The 20,097-nt window shown below is 58.1% G+C and carries 13 protein-coding genes; 7 read left to right on the plus strand and 6 right to left on the minus strand.

From position 1 onward, the window contains the following. Positions 1-316: TIGR00300 family protein (locus IT585_14125; GenBank protein ID MCC6964385.1), on the minus strand; the 316-nt coding region annotated here is incomplete at its 3' end. A 257-nt stretch (positions 317-573) separates the two neighbouring features. On the opposite strand from IT585_14125, the gene IT585_14130 reads away from it, so the two are divergent. The 5 genes from IT585_14130 (at position 574) to IT585_14150 (ending at position 8,831) form a co-directional block, all read left to right on the plus strand. Next, positions 574-897, plus strand: coding sequence for a hypothetical protein (locus tag IT585_14130; protein MCC6964386.1), 324 nt, complete (start codon positions 574-576; stop codon positions 895-897). Further along, positions 894-3,098 carry a sigma 54-interacting transcriptional regulator gene (locus IT585_14135; protein MCC6964387.1) on the plus strand — a complete coding sequence of 735 codons (2,205 nt, stop codon included), beginning with the start codon at positions 894-896 and terminating at the stop codon, positions 3,096-3,098. The genes IT585_14130 and IT585_14135 overlap by 4 nt, the downstream gene beginning before the upstream one ends. A 1,061-nt stretch (positions 3,099-4,159) precedes the next feature. Beyond that, entirely contained in the window at positions 4,160-5,443 is a 1,284-nt protein-coding gene (locus IT585_14140) for a hypothetical protein (protein ID MCC6964388.1), read from the plus strand. A 239-nt stretch (positions 5,444-5,682) separates the two neighbouring features. Further along, positions 5,683-6,336 carry a hypothetical protein gene (locus IT585_14145; protein ID MCC6964389.1) on the plus strand — a complete coding sequence of 218 codons (654 nt, stop codon included), beginning with the start codon at positions 5,683-5,685 and terminating at the stop codon, positions 6,334-6,336. Further along, the gene (locus IT585_14150; protein MCC6964390.1) at positions 6,333-8,831 is read left to right on the plus strand and encodes a hypothetical protein; all 2,499 of its coding nucleotides are present in this window, start codon (positions 6,333-6,335) and stop codon (positions 8,829-8,831) included. The genes IT585_14145 and IT585_14150 overlap by 4 nt, the downstream gene beginning before the upstream one ends. 9 nt (positions 8,832-8,840) lie before the next feature. On the opposite strand, the gene IT585_14155 is transcribed toward IT585_14150, so the two are convergent. The 5 genes from IT585_14155 to IT585_14175 form a co-directional block, all read right to left on the minus strand. Beyond that, entirely contained in the window at positions 8,841-9,869 is a 1,029-nt protein-coding gene (locus IT585_14155) for an alpha/beta hydrolase (protein MCC6964391.1), read from the minus strand. Positions 9,870-10,031: 162 nt separating this feature from the next. Next, positions 10,032-13,826, minus strand: a complete 3,795-nt coding sequence (locus tag IT585_14160) for an efflux RND transporter permease subunit (GenBank protein MCC6964392.1) — start codon at positions 13,824-13,826, stop codon at positions 10,032-10,034. Continuing rightward, positions 13,826-15,631, minus strand: a complete 1,806-nt coding sequence (locus tag IT585_14165) for an efflux RND transporter periplasmic adaptor subunit (GenBank protein MCC6964393.1) — start codon at positions 15,629-15,631, stop codon at positions 13,826-13,828. Before IT585_14165 ends, IT585_14160 begins: the two co-directional genes overlap by 1 nt. Positions 15,632-15,664: 33 nt before the next feature. Further along, positions 15,665-16,168 (minus strand): hypothetical protein, encoded by a 504-nt coding sequence (locus IT585_14170; GenBank protein ID MCC6964394.1) that lies wholly within the window; start codon positions 16,166-16,168, stop codon positions 15,665-15,667. Between the two features lie 2 nt (positions 16,169-16,170). Next, positions 16,171-17,535, minus strand: a complete 1,365-nt coding sequence (locus IT585_14175) for a TolC family protein (GenBank protein MCC6964395.1) — start codon at positions 17,533-17,535, stop codon at positions 16,171-16,173. A gap of 254 nt (positions 17,536-17,789) precedes the next feature. On the opposite strand from IT585_14175, the gene IT585_14180 reads away from it, so the two are divergent. After that, on the plus strand, positions 17,790-18,839 hold the full coding sequence (locus tag IT585_14180) for a DUF4118 domain-containing protein (GenBank protein MCC6964396.1): 1,050 nt from the start codon (positions 17,790-17,792) through the stop codon (positions 18,837-18,839). Then, a partial coding sequence (locus IT585_14185) for a sigma-54-dependent Fis family transcriptional regulator (protein ID MCC6964397.1) occupies positions 18,836-20,097 on the plus strand: 1,262 nt, incomplete at its 3' end. The genes IT585_14180 and IT585_14185, both read left to right, overlap by 4 nt.

Raw genomic sequence — 20,097 nt, forward strand, 5'->3', positions numbered from 1 at the left:
AATTGGTCGTTGAATAGAAATCATCCGGCACCGCCTTGTCCTTCACCGCGGGCTTGAGTGTAACGGCTTTTTCCGAGACGACGAAGCAGCCTTTCATCGCCAACAAGTTGAGAATCAGTGCCAGCCGTTCGCGCGTCGGCGCGCTGATCCGCAGCCGCGCCGTCGAAGTCTCCACATTCGTCCGTCCCATCTCGAACTCGCGGATTTCGAATCGCCCGCCACTCTTGATAATGACATCAAAGACGTCGCTCAGAATGTCCGAATCGACGATGTGGCCCTCGATCTGGACCAGTGCGGTTTGGATCTCCTTCTTCATCTTTAAACTTTGACTTCTCATGCAGTTATCGGTGCAGACCTTCGGGAATTTAGCTTGACAAAGTCGGGTTTCAACGCTATTTTTCAGGTGTGGAACCTCAGGGAACGAGTTCAGGCAGAGAGTCCGATTCCTTGCAAACCATCACCGCCAGTTCTGTCCTAAGAGCACAATTAACATAGAGTTTAAGGCGGCAGAGGCCTCGTGCTTCTGTCTTTTGAAGTCCTTTTCTCATCTACTTTATCAGGAGGTATCAGAGGATGAAACTCAGGATTCTTGTCGCGTCGTTGACCGCGCTCTGTATGCTCGCGGTCTCGTTCGTCCCATCGTTCGGACGAACCAGCCCTTATGAAGCCCCGAAAGATGTCCCGACCGCCCACCCATGGCAGGATGACAACCAGTTTACCGATCAGGACGACTCCACGCCATTCATGATCCCGATCGGACCGATCATCGTCACCATCAACCTCCCGGTCAAGTGGTTCTCCGGCTTCACGGCCAAGCCGCAATCAACCGTTGCCAAGCCGCAAATCTCGCGCTCGGCCCGACCGATGAGCACTGACAAGAAAGGCGACCTTCGATGAACCAACTGCTCGCAAATCAATGGGATGCGATGCTCATCGAATTGCGTCAGTTGCTGAATGACGGTCGTTTTGTGGAGGTCTTGGACCACATCGGCCTTTTGCAAGCCGACGAACACCTTTTCTTGGGCAACGCAAGCATGGCGCAGCTGCTCGCTGTCAAGAGCGCCGCGCTGATGCGACTGGCCCGGTACGACGACGCGCTGGACGTCGCTCGTCAGGCCTTAAAACAAATCAAACACTCTAGCGACAACTTGCTGATTGCCGAACTGCAGGCCGTTGCCGCGCGCGCCCTGACCGAACTCGGCCAGGTCGCCGAGGCCGAGCGCGTCTATCGCGATCTGATCGCAACCTACCGCCGGCTCGACGATTCCCTTGGCATCATCCGCAGTCTCAATCGGCTCTCCCGCGTCCACTTCATTCAAGGTCAATTCGCCCGTTCCGTCGAATCATTGCTGGAAGCCGAGCAGTATGCCCGCGGACTCGCTGACGATAAGTGGCTGGCGTCGATCGCCGGCAACCTCGGCACGATCCTCAATCTCTCCGGCGAATTTCACAAGGCGATTGAGCATCTCGAAGAGTCGGTCAAACTCAATTACGCTCGCGGCGAACAATCGAATCTCTGCCGGGCGTATCTCTCGCTCGCTTTCGCGCAGATGCATCTCGGACGCTTTGACGATGCCGTCGCGCATCTCGCCTCAGCCAACGATCTGGTCGAGCAGACGCACGACGAGGCCGATCGCGTCACTCTGTTGCAGTACCGCGCCCAATTGGCCCTGCTGTGCTCCAACTTCTCCGGCGCCGCCGATCTTGCTGCCGCCGGACTTGAACTCGCCCGCCGGATCGCCCCGCACAGCGCCGAGGTTGCTCAGATTGGGCGGCTGCTGGCACAGGCTCACCTTGAACTCGATCAGTTCGATCGGGCTCATGAAGCGGCCACAACGGCGCTGGCCACCGCCGAACAGGTCGGCGAACGGATCGAAATCTTCGCCTGCCGCCGCCTGCTGGCACAGATTGCGCATCAGCGCCATGAACGCGTCGATATCGATGCTGAACTCCGGCGCTGCGTCGCCGGCTTCGAGCTGATGGGAGCCCAGTACGAAGCGGCGGTCACTTACCGTGTCTGGTCGCAGCTCACGCGGGAACCAGTCCTGGTCCGCGATTGTCGTGCCGAACTCGCCCGGATCCAGCGTGTTCTGCATTTGACCGATGCCGCTGCGACCGCGCTCACTGCGCGTCGGCACTCTTCGTCGGTGCCGCTCGTCGGAGCGCACCCCACGTTTGCGGAATTGGTCCGCGAAGTCGATGCCGTCGCACCCTCGGATCTTCCGATATTGCTGCTCGGCCCGACGGGCGTCGGCAAAGACCAGATTGCCAAGTACGTTCATCACCACTCGCTGCGCAGCAAGGGACCCTTCGTCCAACTCAATTGCGGCGCCATCCCGGTCGAGTTAGCCGAGTCCGAACTGTTTGGCCATGAGCGGGGCGCCTTCACCAACGCCGTCGGAACCAAAGTCGGCTTGATCGAGGCTGCCACCGGCGGGACCCTCTTCCTCAATGAAGTGGGGGAATTGCCGGCGGCGCTCCAGGTCAAACTGCTGTCGGCGCTCGAGGAAAAGGTGTTCTACCGCATCGGCGGCACCACGCCCCGCAAGGTCGATATCCGGATCATCGCCGCTACCAACGTCGACCTCTCTGAGGCCGTCCGTGTCGGCCGGTTCCGCTCCGACCTGTTCTTCCGACTGGCCGTGATGACCATCAACGTGCCGCGGCTGGCGGATCGCGGTGACGACGCCTACCGGCTGTTTGAGTTCTTCATGCAGTCCGAGGGGATTAACCTCGACGCGATCGACCGCGACACCTTGCGCTTGCTGCGCGTCCGCCTGGCTGAGTACGCTTGGCCCGGCAACGTCCGCGAGCTCAAGAACCTGATTGAGATGTATGCCATCGTCGAGAGACGCGAAGCCCGCGCGATCTGTGCGCGCCTGCTCGCGAAACTCGAATCAAGTCCGGATGCTCTGCAGCGTCAGGCGCACCCTTCCGGTGCCAACCTCGTCGATCAGGTCGAACAATTCGAGCGCTCCAACATCAAAGCCGCGCTTGAACTCTGCGGCGGAATCATCCGTCGCGCCGCCGCGAGTCTCGGTATCCCCGAGGCGACGCTGCGTTCGAAAATGAAGAAATATCGCATCAGCCCTGCGTAAGCCTTAACGCACGCTGCGCGAGATTTCACTTATCGGTTCTAAGGCTCTCTGCTTGAGCGCCTTAGATCAATACTTCCTGATAAAGTGCCTGCCGGCGCGTGAGATTTCACGCGCCGGTTGGTTTATTATCCGACACCACTCACTCCTTCTGATCTTCAATCGGAGTTTGTAAATCACTGATTACAAGAATGTTAGACTCGTGCTCGGCAAAACCTGAAACCCATCGGAGATCTTGGCAAACTCGTTGCTACTACTTCTATCGTCGCAATGAAGTAGCGGCTGCTCCAATCTCACAATTGGTGCGTGGTACCAATCTTCAGGAGTGATGGGTTGTGGGGAATAGAATCCGCCCGGACTAGCTCGGCCGGGCGGATTCTCGTCGCGGGACTCTGAAGACAAGCGGCTCGTACGCGACTACCTCCCCGGTAGTCGCGTCCACCGCCGCCGGACATTCGAAACGACTGACGCGTCTCGCCAGTCGGTAGCCCACCCGCAGCGAAGCGCAGGGTGGGGAAACTGAAATCGAGCCGTGTCGGTAGCTCACCCGCAGCGAAGCGCAGGGTGGGGAAGTCGACCATAATCGCGCCGTCAGGAATCCATTCCTGACGGACCGATGTCAATACAAAGCACCTTCGTAAATCCGTTCTTGCTTCTTTCAGATCGGGTTTCACTTCAAGCAGCCGGGTTGTCACGGACCGACCACCCGGCTTCGCTTTATGTTCAAGTCGTCAGCGAGCTTTCCAACACTCCAACTCGAAGGTCAGGATCCCTGCGATCCTGACGTCCGCAGCTCGGTAGCCCACCCGGAGCGCAGCGGAGGGTGGGGAACTCGACCGCATCCGCCCCGTCAGGAATCCCACTCGCTACACGTATTGCCACTACATCCGTCCTGAATATGGACAAAAAGATGAAGAATCTTCTTGACAAGATTCAACAGGGGGGGGGTAGATTCCCGTCATAACATCGTCAACATCGGAGGGCGCGATGCAAAGGGAAGATCAGCGTAGAAATACAATGGACACGGGAGCGAGTCCCGTTCAGATTGTTAGGGAGTGGCGAAAATGTCTGCCGGCAGCCATAGCTGGATTCGGACACGAAGAAAGCGTCGCGAGATGACGTTGCTGAGCGGGAAGATCCGCGAAGCAGCTGCGCTCGCACTGATCGTGATCCTGGCGACGATCGGCGTAGGCTGCAACAATAGTGATTCTGGTCATTCAGCTGGCTTCGATGCGAGGATAGAATACGTCTCTTGGCCTCAGAAGTACTATGGAGACAACAGCACAACGGGTTACGTGAACTTTCGAGTCGACGTTTGGAGGGGCAGCGACGGCACTCAGCACCCGATGCTCTGGGTTGACGTCAGTCGCCGCGATGACTTCCAAGATGTCCCACCGGCTGCATTTGACGAAACGTGGTATCCCGTCGAATTCACCGAGCAGATGTATCTTTCACGACCCATGCAAATGAACGGTGGCTACACAGTGCCCGGTTACTATCACATGAGGATTGGGCTGTGCGCGGATACATCCGACCTGTACGACTGGGAAGACAAAGCCGATGGTTTGGAGTACAGAATCTTCGTAGGGACCAACAAGTTCAAATTGGACTTTGACATTGAGCAAATTTCGCAGAGCGGCTGCGACTTCATTCACTTGGACTGGCACGAAGAAAGGATTGAGGCGCCCTACCAGAACTTCCCGATTGGGTTCTTCTGGTCCCACAGTTCTAGTATACCGAGTAATGAAGGCATCAAAAACACGCCTGAGGCGCTGCAGGACTACGTGAACACCTACGCCAGCCATTGGCCCACACCGCCACAGGGCTCTACTGGACAAGCGATGCAGAAGCACACTTCTGTACTTATCGCAATCTCGCATCTTCTTGATCCGTCCTCGATGAGCATCTTGTGGGGTATACTCGGCAGAAGTTTTAACGATTTCGAGGCGTCGTTTGTATGTTATGAGGGCATCCAATACTACTTTGAGGAAGCTCAAGAACAAGCACTATGGTACACGACGAGTCACGAATTGGGGCATATTGTAGGGAGGCACCTAACAGACCTCTGTTATGATTCATGGGATCACGCTTCCAATGACGATTCACCATGCCTCATGACATGGTTGACAAGAAATAGCAGGGAATGGGGTAATCCACCTCAGCACGTCTTCATCCCAAGTCAGGATTGTGCAGCAACGCAGTACTATCATGAGCTGGATGCATTCTACGGCTTTTGCACTACTTGTGCCACGAAGCTCAGTTCTCCCGATTTCCTGATGGAGGATTACTCTTGGCAGAAGTTCAATCCGGTCGTTTACCAGAACGGGGATGAAAAGGTGTCCTTATGAGCAGTCCATCAACCTTACTGTCGTTGATTCGAGTCGTTGCGCTGATCTCCTTTGCCAGTACCAGTGTGCTGCGAGCCGAGGCCAGTCCGCAGTTGAGTGTGTGGATTGAAACCCCGCGAGTTCAATTCAAGTTCTGTGAGAGAATTCCCGTCTTCATGTTCGTTGCGAACGTCGGGACGACGCACGCATATATACCTTACGTTGATGAATCGTGCGTGGCGGTGCCCAACAAACTGTCAATGAAACTCGCAAATGCTGACGGTTGGCTGGATCGGGCCAACGTTGAATGTCACGAGTCATTTCCCGATGACAGTATCGATTTGGCTCCAGGCGATACGATCATGTTTGCCTTTAGCCTGCTCGGCATCTACGGACGCGGTGGCCGTCAAACGAAGTATCCACCGTGCATCCCACTCGGTGACTACAAGATTGAAGCTGAGTACATGGGCGATTTCGTTGCGCAGCCCTGTCATTTTTCGGTAGTCCCTCTAACGGCGGATGAAGAAAGACAGATTTCGCTGTTCACTTCCGTGTGGAATTCTCAGTTGAAAGGCAAGCATCGATACGCTGCTTATGTGGATGTGTACAGCAAGCTGAAAGGCACTCCGTTTGGATCGTTTGCCTGCGAAATGATCATTTCGCAGCCGGCGTCTTACGAGCCAAGTCCGGAACGGCGCCGGCAAGATGCGCGAGAGTACCTGACTAATTACCCAAGTGAGCGCAGAACGGACCTCGCGCTGAGTGTACTGATTAAATATTCAGAAGCGAACAAACTCCAGGACTACCTGAGCGCGATTCCCAGTCTGCGCCAGAACAGATTCCTGCGCCACGCGCTCAAGAATGTCAGTCGCCGCCTGAATGACATGACTCTCTACCGCGAGGTGATGAAGTGAATCGCAGGGTAGTTATGCTCTCCCTCCTTCTGCTTGTCGGTTCCGCCACAACCGCCAACCATCTCTCCCACCTGCGCTCATCCGATGCCAGCCTTTCCCGCTCGCTTGACGACGAGGCGCAGATTACCCTCGCGGTCAGCGGCATCACCCAGTCGATCCAACAACTTGCCGCCTCTGTCGAACTGGATTCAACGACCCTGGCTGCGGCGTTTCCTGTTGTTGGCAGCATCACGCCCACCCAGCTTTTACGGATCGACTCGCTCCTGGAGGTTGCCGCAACTCTCGCTCCGACCATCGAAGCCGGCCATCGCGACTGGTACTCGACCGCCTTCGATTTCTTTCGCTTCCAGCTCGATTCGATAAGGGTTGTCGATTCGACTGCGACAGCCTTCCTGCATCGCGATTGGATTCGCAACGAGGGCCGAAATCCCAGCCTCGGCCTCGATTCGCTGTCGCTGGTCAAATCCGCCTTTTCGTGGCATTTGACCGATCTCGAACAGTTGATTGCCGCGATGTCCAATTACCTGCAGGTTAACGAAACTCTTCTGAAGGAGTACAGCCGCGATCGTGACCTGTATTCGAAGTCGTCATGGGACGATTACAACGAATGGTTGAGCAATACCGCCGTCCATCTCTTGCTTGAGCGCGACGTCTACCCGCCCGATTTCCCGCGCTTCACAAAGTCGGCGGCTCTCGACGAGCTTGGCCACAAATTGTTCCAGTGCGCCGGTATTCCTTCATCCTATTATTATGAAAACGACCCTCTGATCGGTCACCCCGTCTCGGTCGCCGCCGTCAGCGACCATTGTTGGCAGCGCTTTGTCGTTGCCGATTTGGTTGACGAAAACGACAGCTATCTCTTCGCGCGGGGGCGCTCCGGCAGCGCCGCCAATCTGGACGAGTTCGCGGGCCCCGGAGGCCTTGAATTTCGCGCTCACGACTACCTCTACATTTGTGACCGCGGCAATGACCGAATCAAGAAGATCCTGATCTCGCCGAGCAATCACCAGCCGACACTCTCCGGCATCACAACGGGAATCAGCGAGCCGGCCGACCTCGACCTCACGCGCGACGGCCACGTCATTGTTGCTGAATATGGCGCCGACGCCATCTACGCCTATTGTGAGAACCTTGGCTGTACTTCGCGCCGCTGGACCTACATGAACTCTTCGCTCGGGAGCATTGACCGGCCGGTTGCCGTGGCCTTTGCTCGCAACGAACAGAGCAGTGAGAAGCGCATTACGAGCGCCTACTTCATCGACAAAGATGGTCACCGGCTCGTCAAAATCACGGAGCCGTTCTCCCCGGTGGCCGGTTTTGGCCCATCGTTCATATCGCCTGATCCGATTACGCTAATGACAGATGTCGCCGTCGATAATCGCGGGCAGGTGTGGGTGGTTGACCAGGAAAAGAGCAAGATCTACAAGTTCGACAAGAACCTGAAACTATTGGCGATCCACGGCGGAGAGGGCGACGGTTACGCCAAGTACAACGCTCCTTACGGACTCTCCTTTTCGCAAGCCTATCACTGGAATCCCGGGACACAATCCGCGGAGCCAATCCCGGAAATGGCTGAGGCCATCCTCACCGAACGCTGGGATGCGACTACTGGGGTGCGCCGCCTCGTCAGCGGCGTCGACATCCAGTCTTTTGCCACCAAGTACCGTCCCCGACTGCAATCCGGCGCGGGAGACATGATCCACGGTAGCCTCTTCATCACGGATTTCGCGGAGTATCAACTGGATTTTCGGTGCAACGCAGTTGTGCTGCACACGATCGCTCAACCGGTTCAACTGCCCGGGTTGGTCTACTACTCTTGGTTGTTACCGGCTGGCGCGCCATCTGGGGACTACGAAGTCTCGCTCACCGTGACCTCTCTCAATCAGAATGCGAATTCCGTTGAACAGACACAGACAGTTGTGGTGAATCGCTCTCTTGTCAACCAGCCGCCGGTCGTCACCAACATCTGGTTCCCTGACGGCGACAGTTGCTTCATCATGGATGTCCCCAAGTGGATTCGCGCCACCGCCTATGACCCCGACGGGTCGATTTCGACCTATCAGTGGCAGGTAACTCGCTCAGGCACCGGCGATGTGTACTCAATTCAGGGCGATTCTTTATACTTCCAGTCGCACTTCTCATCGGCAAAGATCCCTGATGATCATTCTTTCCTCCGCGTCTGGGCTGTGGATGATCTGGACGAATTGTCCGCGACCTACTATGACATCAATTTCTCCAGACTCACTGTCTACTACGACTACGATTGCATCTGCACCTGGATGCCCGGCGATGCCAACTTCTCACACTCATATTCCATCAGCGATATCGTCCATATAACCAATTTTGTCTTTTCGGGAGGTCCTGCACCACAGCCTGTCCACCTCGCTGGCGACGCCGACTGCAGTCAGGCAGTATCAATCTCAGATGCTGTCTTCTTGACAAACTACATTTTCGCCGGCGGCCCGCCGGTGCAGTGTACTTGCAGCGACTATTAGCTGTCCGGGTCACTTCAGCCCGGCTATAAAGCTTCGCATCTCCGCCGCCACCGCCTCCGGCTGATCAAACCACAGACACACCCGCGCATTCGCAATCGTCTTCGCCTTGATCATGCCACCTTTCGCCAAAGTGGCGTTCCAAGCGGTGTGGCAGTATCCCGTCATATAGTCCTGCCCCGGATCGGAATAGTTCCCCTCCAGTCCCGGTTTCAAGAGCAACACCGGCACGCGCAGTGAGTCGAGATGTTGCGTGATGTCCTGCGAATTGAACTCATTCAAGTAGCGCACCCACACGTGCAGCGGCGGTTGTGCGGCCATCCGCCACAACCGCAGCCCTCGAACCGGATTGACCGCGTAGTCTCCCGGCAGGAAGTTGTTGTCATCCCAGGTCTCCCTCGTCACCGTCTTGAACCATTGCGGCGCCATATACGTATCCGCAATCTTCGCCAGCATCGCCTCCGGCATATGCAGCTTGAACTGCGTTGTGTCGGTCGGCACAAAGCAGGGCGACCCCGCCAGCAGAATCACTCCCGCAACCTTGTCCGGATGCTCCAGCGCCAGCCGTAGCGCCAACGATGTCCCCGTCAACCAGTGCCCGACAATGATCGCCCGCTCCAATTTCTCGTTCGCGATTAGCTTCTCGATCGCCCGATACGCCCCTGTCGTCCACGTTTGCTCCGCGAAACTTGTCCCCGCCGCCGGCGCTGGCGGCGCTTTCGTCCCGCCGAATCCCGGCAGCGTCACTGCATACATCGTCGCCTCGGCACTGATCATCTCCATCAATTCACGAAACACCTCGCCGCTGAACCCCAAGCCGGGTATTAGCACCACCGCGCGCCTACCGCTGCCGACCTTGATGACTCCGCCCAATTCCCCCAACGTCCCCGTCCGATATCCCGGCGGGTCAACCAGGTTGTTCAACGACGAGTCCTGCGCCATGATCCGGCTACACTGCTGCGCCTGCCCCGCCGCCGCCACGCTGACAATGACCGCCAGCGCCAGCAACGCCACCCGCTTCAGCCCAAATCGTCTGCTCATTCTCAATCCTCGCTGGAAAGGTTGTGTTATCGGGAACAGCCGCGCGATACTGCTATCGCAATCGTCAGCATCGATCGACGAACCCCACATTCAATATGATCATTGTCTCTTACGAATTCCGCCCCGTTCAGTTGCCCCGATTTCGCGCTTCCGCGTTCCCCGTTAGATCGCTACTCCGCGCTTCAGCCGCCATTCCGCCAGCGCGCAATGCATCACCGGCACCGTCAACACCGTGATGATCGCAATCACCATTCCCCCGAATCCCGGGATCGCCATCGGCACCATCACGTCCGACCCGCGCCCCGTCGACGTCAACACCGGCAGCAGCGCCAATAGCGTCGTCGCTACCGTCATCAACGCCGGCCGGATCCGCTTGCTCCCCGCCAGCAGGATCGCCGCCTGAATCTCACCCGCCGACTGTGGTCGCTTCTCCTTGAACACATCTTTGATGTATGTCGAAATCAGCACGCCATCGTCCGTCGCCACGCCGAACAACGCCAGAAATCCCACCCACACCGCGACCGACAGATTGTACGGCTTGATATTGTACAGCTCGCGAATGTTCTCCCCGAACAGCGCGAAATCAAAGAACCACCCTTGGCTGTATAACCAGATCATCATGAAACCGCCCGCCCAGGCAACGAACAGACCTGAAAACACCAGCCCGGTCACCGGCACGTCCCGGAATTGGAAATAGATCAGCATGAAGATAATAAACAGCGCCAGCGGGATCACGACCCGCAGCCGTTGCTCCGAACGCACTTGGTTCTCGTAACTCCCGGCAAAGGTGTAACTCACTCCCGCCGGAATCGTCAACTCGCCGGTCCTGACCTTGTCTTTCAGGAACTGATCCGCTGCCTGGACCACGTCCACTTCCGCGACACCCGGCTGCTTGTCGAAGATGACATAGCCGGTCAGAAACGTGTCCTCGGCGCGGATCATCATTGGCCCCCGTGTGTATTGAATTTCCGCCACCTGCAGCAGCGGAATCTGCTTGCCGTCCGGCGTCGGCACCAGAATCCGCCCCATTTCCTCGATCGACCCGCGCAGCTCGCGCGGATACCGCACCCGCACCGGATAACGCTCGCGTCCTTCCACCGTCGTGGTGATCGGCATTCCGCCCAACGCCACCTCGACCACTTCCTGCGCCGCGGCGATGCTCACACCGTACCGCGCCAGCGCCTCGCGGTCGAAGTGAATCTCCAGGTACGGATTGCCGACGATCCGGTCGGCCACCACCGTCGCCGGCTCGATCGTCGGCACCTCCTTCAACAGCCGCTCGATCTCGAACCCGACGCTCTGCACTGTCTCCAGGTCGGGCCCCTTGATCTTCACTCCCATCGGCGCGCGCATCCCCGATTGCAGCATCACGATGCGCGCATTGATCGGCTGCAGCTTCGGCGCCGAGGTTGTCCCCGTCAACTGGCCTGCCTTGACGATCTCGTCCCAGATGTCATTGGCCGACTTGATCTGGTCTCGCCATTGCCGAAACGGCTTCCCGCCGCCGTCGGGAATCAGGTTGCCCAGCGAGTCGCGGACGAACTCATTCTGCTCATCATCAAAACGAAATTTCCGGCGGTAGCCGTTGTCATCGGTGATGTACTCGCTCTTGTAGTTGATGACCGTCTCGATCATCGAGGTCGGCGCCGGATCGAGCGCCGATTCCACCCGTCCGATCTTGCCGACGACCGATTCAATTTCCGGAATGTTCTCGAACGCGATATCCTGCTGCTGCACCACGTTCAACGCCTCGTCGATCGAGGCATGCGGCATCGTGGTCGGCATCCATAGGAACGAGCCTTCGTCCAGATCCGGCATGAATTCCTTGCCGATCCCGGGGAGCGCGTGATGAAGCGCTACATACGGCGCCGAGGCTCGCACCAAGCGCGGCAGGAAACCGAACAGCCCGTCAAAGCCCTGCCAGATTACCAGGCCAAACACCACGATCGCCAGCGGAATCGACAAGAACAGCCGCTTGTGCGTCAAGCACCAGTGCAGCACCGGCTGGTACACCCTGATGAACAAGTGAAATGCGCCGAGGATGCTACCCACCACCAGCGCTGTAAAGAGCAGATTCAATAATTCGCCGCGCCCGACCCCCAACGGCATCCAGTGCGAACTCAGAATAATCGTCACCGCTACCACCAGGACCGCATTGATGTACTTCGGCATCCGTTCCTGTAGTGCCGGTGCCAGTCGCGGTTTGACCAGCATGTAGACGCCGATCGCGATCAGCGCCAATCCCGCCAGCCACAAGCCCCAGGCAATGATGATTGTGATCCCTGCCAGCGCCAGGCCGACTGGAATAATCCCCGCACCGCTGCGCTTCTTCTGCTCGCGATCCGTGAACATCAGATGCGCAAACGCCGGGATGATCGTCAAGGCCACCAGCACCGAGGCTACCAGCGCGAAAGTCTTCGTATACGCCAGCGGCTTGAATAGCTTCCCCTCGGCCGCCTCCATCGTGAACACCGGCAGGAACGACACCACCGTCGTCGCTATCGCGGTCAGGACCGCTGAACCCACTTCCGAGGTCGCTTCGAAGATGATTTGTCGCCTCGATTTCCCCGGTTGGGCTGCATCGAAGTGCCGCAGGATGTTCTCGCAGATGACGATGCCCATGTCGACGATGTCCCCGATCGCGATGGCGATTCCTCCCAGCGCCATGATGTTGGCGTCGACGCCGAAGCTCTTCATCCCGATAAACGTCATCAGCACCGCCACCGGCAACAGTCCGGAGATCAGCAGTGAGCTGCGCAAATGCATCACCATCACCAGCACCACGATGATCGTCACGATGATCTGGTCGATAATCGCTGCATTCAGCGTCCCCAGCGTCTCATAGATTAGCCCGGTGCGGTCGTAGAACGGCACGATCGTCAACTGCGACTCGGTACCGTCTGCCAGTGTCTTCTTCGGCAGCCCCGGCGCGATTTCCGCGATCTTGGCCTTGACATTCTTGATCGTGGCCAGCGGATTCTGCCCGAACCGCGTGACGACCACCCCCCCCACGACTTCGGCGCCGCCTTTGTCGAGCGCGCCGCGCCGCATCGCCGGTCCCAATCCCACCGTCGCCACATCCCTGATGCGCACGGGCACACCGTTCCTCTGTTTGATTACCGAGTTTTCCAGATCGGTGACTGACTTGAGGAAGCCCACTCCGCGAATCGTGTACTCGACGTTGTTGATCTCGATCGTCCCGGCGCCGACGTCGACATTTGATTTTGCCACCGCGTTGAACACGTCTTCGAGCATCACGTCGTACGCCCGCATCGCTTCGGGATTGACGTCGACCTGGTACTCCTTCACAAAGCCGCCGATCGAGGCCACCTCCGCCACTCCGTCTGCCGCTTGCAGCGCCAGTCGCACCGTCCAGTCTTGCACCGAGCGCAGTTCCTGCAAGTCCCAACCGCCGGTAACCCGCCCGGTTCTGTCGCGCCCCTCGATCGTGTACCAGAACACCTGCCCCAAAGCGGTTGCATCGGGACCCAATGCCGGCTTGACACCTTCCGGAAGCAGATCGCTTGGCAGCGAATTCAGCTTCTCCAGAATCCGCGTCCGCGACCAGTAGAACTCAACTTCGTCCTTGAAGATGATGTAGATTGTCGAAAAACCGAGATACGAGTAGCTCCGCACCGTTCGCACGCCGGGAATTCCCAGCAGCGCCGTCGTCAGCGGGTAGGTTACCTGGTTCTCAATGTCTTGCGCCGAGCGCCCGGGCCATTCGGTGAAGACAATCTGTTGGTTTTCGCCGATATCGGGAATGGCATCGACCCCGACCGGTTCGCGCGGCAACAGCGGAATCTCCCAGTCGAACGGCGCCACCATCACGCCCCACGTCAGGATCGCCAGCGTCGCCAGCAGCACCACCAGCTTGTTGTCGAGGCAGAACGCAATGATCTTGTCGATCAGCGTCATCTGCGATCGGTCGCGCCATTCCCTGTCGTTCATCGTCATCAATCGCCGGAGCCCGGCTCCAGGGTGTCCTTGATCTCACCACAGCGCAGCATCTGATCGCCGTAGAACGAATTCCAAACCGTATCAACCGTCTGCAGCCAGTACGCGCCCTTGCCGTCGCGTGCCATCGGACAAAACGTCAGATAGTAGTTGCGCGCCTCGGCGTGTCCAAACTGCTTGTGCAGCTCGATCATCGCATCTGACAGGAAGAAAAACGCATCGCGCGCCGTCTCGAATGACTCTGCCGCTGCCAGCCGTGCCGCTTCCTTTGCCACAGTCGTCGTCAGCTTCATCCAGGCCGCGTGTGCATCATCCCTGAAAAGTCCCATCTCCACGGCTTGGTTGGCTTGATCGAGTTTCTTCGCGGCCGCCTTGGACTCTTCGAGGTTGTCGTTCGCCAACGCCATCTGCACTTCGAAGTATGTAGCATACACCGGCGTCAGTGCTGCTTGCACTTCGTGCGAAATCGAAACCGTCTTTGTCGGCGTCGACCTCGCGGCAGCGCCGTGATCGTGTGCCGCCGGCGACGCTTGCCCTTCCGGCGCCATCATGCTCGGCTGTGCCTGAATCTGCAATTCGCTGTCGAGCTTGAATGCGCCGTTCGTGACCACCATCTCACCTTCGGACAGTCCTGACCTCACGACATAGTAGCTGCCGCTCTTGGCGCCCAACTCGACCTCGCGCCCTTCATAAATGACGCCCTCCGTGCTCGGCATCTCGACATAGACCACCGCGCGCCTGCCGGTCAGCAGCGGCGCTGTGGCGGGAATCAGAAGTTGATCTGCCGCCGTCGTACTTGCTTCCAGCTCGGCGGTGACATACATCTCCGGCTTCAGCAGCGCGCGCGTGTTGTCGATCGCCGCTCGCACCAGGGCCGTCCGCGTCATCGGATCAACCACCGGACTGACGAAGCTGATCGTCGCGTCGAACTTTTCCCCCGGATAGCCGGCGGTTGTGAACACGAGCTTGTCACCGACTCGCAAATGTGCCAGGTCGCTTTCATACGCCTCAATCTGCACCCACAGTCGCGACAGATCGGCGACGTTGTACAACGGCATTCCGGTCTCAACGTACTGTCCCTCTTGCACCATTTTCTCGACCACGATTCCCGCCTGCGGGGAAGTGATTGTCAGGTGGTCGCTCGCTTTGCCGCTCCTTTCGACGGCCTCAATCTGCTCATCGCCGAATCCCCACAGCCGCAGCTTCTCACGCGCTGATTTCAGATTCGCCGCGGCCGTCTCTCGCAAAACTTTGCTCTCTGAATGCTCCAACTTCTCGGCCGTTGCTCGCGCCTGTAACAGCTCTTGTTGCGCCGAGAGCAAATCCGGTGAATAAATCGAAGCCACCGCTTCGCCGCGCCGCACGCTCTGACCGGTGAAGTCGACCTTCAACTCATCGATCCGCCCTGCCACCCGCGCCGTGATCTTGGCCAGCCGCGTTTCATCGTAGGCCAACTTGCCCAACAGCCGCAGATTGCTCGTTGCGCTGCCGCGCACTACCGGCGCGGTCTGAATCTGCGCCAACTGCTTCGCCGTCTCCGACAGCTTCAATTGCCGCGGTTGCAGGTCGCTCTGCGGGCCTGTCCTCAGCGGTATCAGATCCATGAAGCAGATTGGGCATTTGCCCGGTTTCGGCAGCCTGATCTGCGGATGCATCGAGCAGGTCCAGACCTCCGCCGCCGGTGCGCGGTTCTGGCCGGAGTCATCGCTGTGTGTGGCCGGAGCGCTTCCGCCGAAGATCATCGCCCCCAGCACAAAAGCCGTCACCGCTACCGCTGCGATTATGCCGGTTAATTTCCAGTTCATCGACATCTACTTCCTGGGCATTGCTGTGACTGCCTAACCGTGATTGTGTCCGTCATGCTCGTCATGCTTCTCTTGCGGCTCCGCCTTCGGCGCCGGCATCATTTCATCCAGCTTCTTCATAATCTTTTTGGCTTCTTTCGCATTGAACGACGCCTTGCACTTCGAGCAGCAGAAGTAGATGCGCCGCCCATCGTAGTCGACGAAGACGTTCTTGTTTTCCAGCTCTTCGCCCGAGACCGGGCATCTGGTCTGGATGTTCTCGAACAACACGCCGTCGGCCGCGGCTTTCTTGAAGAACTTGTCCGGATCCGCCTTCAGCTTCGGCCCGCACATCGGGCAGCAGTGATAGACCCGCTGGCCCTGGATGTCGGTAAAGACGGTCGAGTCGATCTTGCCGCCCATCACCGGGCAATGCGTCTGCGGCTTCAACTCTTTGGCGTCGGCCTTCTTGGTGGCGTCAGCGTTGTCGCCGCCGAAGGCGGTGAATCCGGCCAGCGATGCCAGCGCGATCAGGATCAAAGAGAGTTTGCGAATCATGGTTAATTCTCCTCCAGATATGATTTCTTGGTGATTTTGATGTCTATCTCTTGCCCGGTCAAGACCTCGATTTCGGCGAGTTTGATCGCCGCGTCGGTTTTGGCGCGCTCGAAGTTGATTTCAAATTCCAATAACTGCCGCTGGGAATCGAGCAGCATCAAAAAGTCGATCTGGCCGGCTTGATATGCGGTCAAATTGACGTTGAGCCCCTCTTGCGCCTTCGGAATCAGCCCGTCGCGGTACAGGCGCATCCGCCGCAACGCATCCTCGTATTCGTAATGCGCCATCGACACCATCGCCGCCAAGTCGTTCCGCTCTTCCTGGTGCATGTACTCCGTCGCCCGCACCTTCGCCTCGGCCGCCTGCCGCATTGCCTTGTTCTTGCCAAACCAAATCGGCAGCGTCATCTGAATCGTCAGCATGTAATCGTTCATGTTTTCATCCTGCTGGGCCATGTTGTCGAACAACTTCGAGCGCTCGTACTCAACGCCGACCATGAATTCCGGTCTGGCTTCCTTGCGCGCGACCGTGATCTCCTCTCGCTCCGATTCGATCTCATGCAGAATTCCCAACAACTTAGGGCTGTAGCGAACGGCATGCGCAATCAGCGTATCGCGATCGATGGAAGACTCGTAGAGGACAAAGTCGCGCGGGATCGGCAGAGCGAGTGTGTCGGGCAAGTTCAACTGTGCCAGCAATTTGGCCTGCACAGGCTTGAGCATCCGCTCCATTGACACAATCATATTCTCCAGATCTGCAAGCTCAATCTGCGCTTTGACCAGATCGGGATGCATCGCCAAACCCGCTTGATATCGCGTGCGCACCACCGCCTCGAATTGCCGCATCAATTCGAAGTTGGCGCGAGTCAAGGCGAGTTGACGGGCGGCGAAGTAGTATTCGAAGTAGGCAGACTTGACCTTGAAGCGTGTCACAAGTCGTTCACTCTCAAAGTCTTGGAGCGCGGCGTCAGCCATCCGGGCAGCAGCCCGTCTCTTGGCGCCGAGCATTCCAAACCACGGAATCGGCTGCATCAGGCCAAACTTGTGACTGCGGACACCGAGCGGGTCAGAGAAGTTGTCATAGCCGTAAGTATATGACAGAATTGGATTTTCGAGCGCTCCGGCGAAACCAACCATCGCCTTCGCCGATTGCCAGCGATAGAAAGAGGCGCGCAGACCGCAACAATCGCGGGCGCCGAGTTTGAGGTAGTCCTCCAAAGTCGTTGTAGAATCGAAACTTGGAACATCTTCGGCAACTGTCCGGAAAAGCGAAAACAATGAATCACTCAGTGATATGGACTGGCCTTGCGCGCCCGCAACCGCGCCGAAAACGAGAATCGCGAGGATGACCAGAGCAGACTTCATCATGGAAATTGTTATCAAACATCGTGCCGATACTCTAAGTGGTTATCATCTAATAGATTAGAGAAGAATGATGGTTTATTGCTGAATAATATTCTTCACGAATGTAGAATATTCTTCAATTTTCTTCAAAACAAGAGTACAATAGATAACAGAGCAAGTGGATCGTGCGACACCATTGGATATGGAGAGCTGTCATCTACTAACTCCGATTCATGACGAGCCCCTTGTCGGATTTCGGATCGGCTTGGAAGGAAGGTATGGCCAGAATTGCGGACAACACAAAACTGCGGATTGGTATCATTGCGGCCATTGTCGCCTTGACTACGGCGATCCACTATGGCTGGGTGCTCGAACCGACTTTCGGCGATCAGCATTGGATCCATGCAGTGCACACGCGCTTCTGTTATGTGCCGATCGTCATCAGCGCAGCCTGGTTCGGCTGGCGCGGCGGGATTCTGACGGCGTTGACGATCAGCCTGGCGGTGTTGCCCTACATCTTCGGCAGCGAGCAAACCGCGCACAATCTGGCCGGCGAATTAGTGGAATTGGTTTTCTACTTTGCCCTCGGCGGTCTGATCGGTGCGCTGGTCGATCGCGAGTGGCGCGCGCGCCGGCGGGAGACCGAGACGCGGCTGCAATTGGAGCGGTCGCAGAAACTGTCCCTGGTCGGCCAGGTGGCAGCCGGCGTGGCGCATGAGTTGAAGAACCCGCTGGCTTCGATCAAGGGCGCGGTCGAGATCATTGCCGATGAATCCACCTCGGAACAGGACCGGGGCGAATTTCGGAACATTCTGCTGCGCGAGATCAAGCGCATGGACGGAACGGTGAGCGAGTTTCTGGAATTCGCGCGCCCGAAACCGGTACAGATGGAGCGGCTGGATTTGTCGGAGCTGGTGCGGGCGAGTACGCGGCAGATTGAGGCGCAGGCAGCCAAGGCGGGAATATTGCTTCGTGAAGAGATCGAGTCCGGGCTGATTGTCGCGGGCGACCGGGAGAAGCTTCATCAACTGGCGCTGAACCTGCTCCTCAACGCGATTCAGGCTTCACCGTCTGGAAGCGAGCTGGAAGTGTCCCTGCGTCGCGATGCCAAACAGGCGTTGGTCAATGTGCGCGATCATGGTGAAGGAATCGCGGCGGCCGATTTGGAACGCATTTTCGAGCCGTTTTATACCACGCGTGCCTCCGGTTCGGGCCTGGGCCTGCCGATCGTGCGCTCGATCGTGGAAGCGCACGACGGCACGATCGAAGTGATGAGCGCTCCGGGTCAGGGCACGACGGCGGCGGTCAGGATACCGTTGGCATCATGAGTGAACGAGTATTTCGCATCTTGCTGGCGGACGATGATGACGCGCTGCGCCGGGTACTGGAGTTCAAGCTGAAGAAACGCGGCTACGTGGTGAAGGCGGTGCCCGACGGGATGGCGGCAATCGATGAACTGCGCGCCGACGAATACGATCTGCTGCTGGCGGACATCCGCATGCCGAAGTTGACCGGGATCGAGCTGCTGATAAAAGCGCGGGCAGCGCGGAGCGGGATCAAGGTGATTCTGATGACGGCGTATGCAACCGTGGCGCAGGCGGTGGATGCGGTGAAGTTGGGGGCGTACGATTATCTGACCAAGCCGTTCGACGACGAGCAGTTGTTCCACACGTTGCGCAAGGCGCTCACCTACCACCGGCTGGAAGAGATGAACGAGGAACTGCGCAAGCAACTGCGGCAAAATGCGGAACTGGATGCGATCATCGGCGTGTCGCCGGCAATTCGCAAGTTGAAGGAGATGATCGCGAAGATCGCGCCGACCGACGCAACGATCCTGATTACCGGCGAATCGGGGACCGGCAAGGAGCTGGTGGCGCGCGCGATCCACGGCCATAGCCACCGCGAGGATGCGCGCTTTGTCACCGTAAGTTGCGCCGCGATCCCGCGCGAACTGCTCGAGTCGGAGATGTTCGGCTACGTGCGGGGGGCGTTTACCGGTGCGGTGCGCGACCGCGAAGGGCGGTTTGAACTGGCCGATGGGGGGACGTTGTTTCTTGATGAAGTGGCGGAACTGCCGATCGAATTGCAGGCGAAGTTGCTGCGGGTAATTCAGGAGCGGCAGTTTGAGCCGCTGGGATCGGAGAAGACCCGGGCGGTTGACGTGCGCATTGTCGCGGCGACGAACGTCAAGCTGCGCGAGCGGGTAGTCAAGGCGCAGTTTCGCGAGGACCTGTATTACCGGCTGAATGTGATCCCCCTGCATGTCCCGCCGCTGCGCGAGCGCAAAGAAGATATTCCGCTGCTGGTACAACACTTCCTGAAAGAGGTGGAGCCGCACCGTTCGCTGATGGTGGAGGACCGGCTGACCCAGGCGCTGATGAAATACGACTGGCCGGGGAACGTGCGCGAGTTGCAGAGCCTGGTGGTGCGGATGATCTATTTGCGCGGCGACGATTGGCTGCGCATGGACGACATCCCGCCGGATTTCACGGGTGGGTTGCCGCCGCCCGAGGAAGAGCTGCCGGACGGGCCGCTGACGTTTTATGAGGCGGAGAAGCGGCTGGTGTGGGATGCGTTGATGCGCAC

It is taken from the genome of Candidatus Zixiibacteriota bacterium (assembly GCA_020853795.1).
GTDB lineage: Bacteria > Zixibacteria > MSB-5A5 > CAIYYT01 > CAIYYT01 > JADJGC01.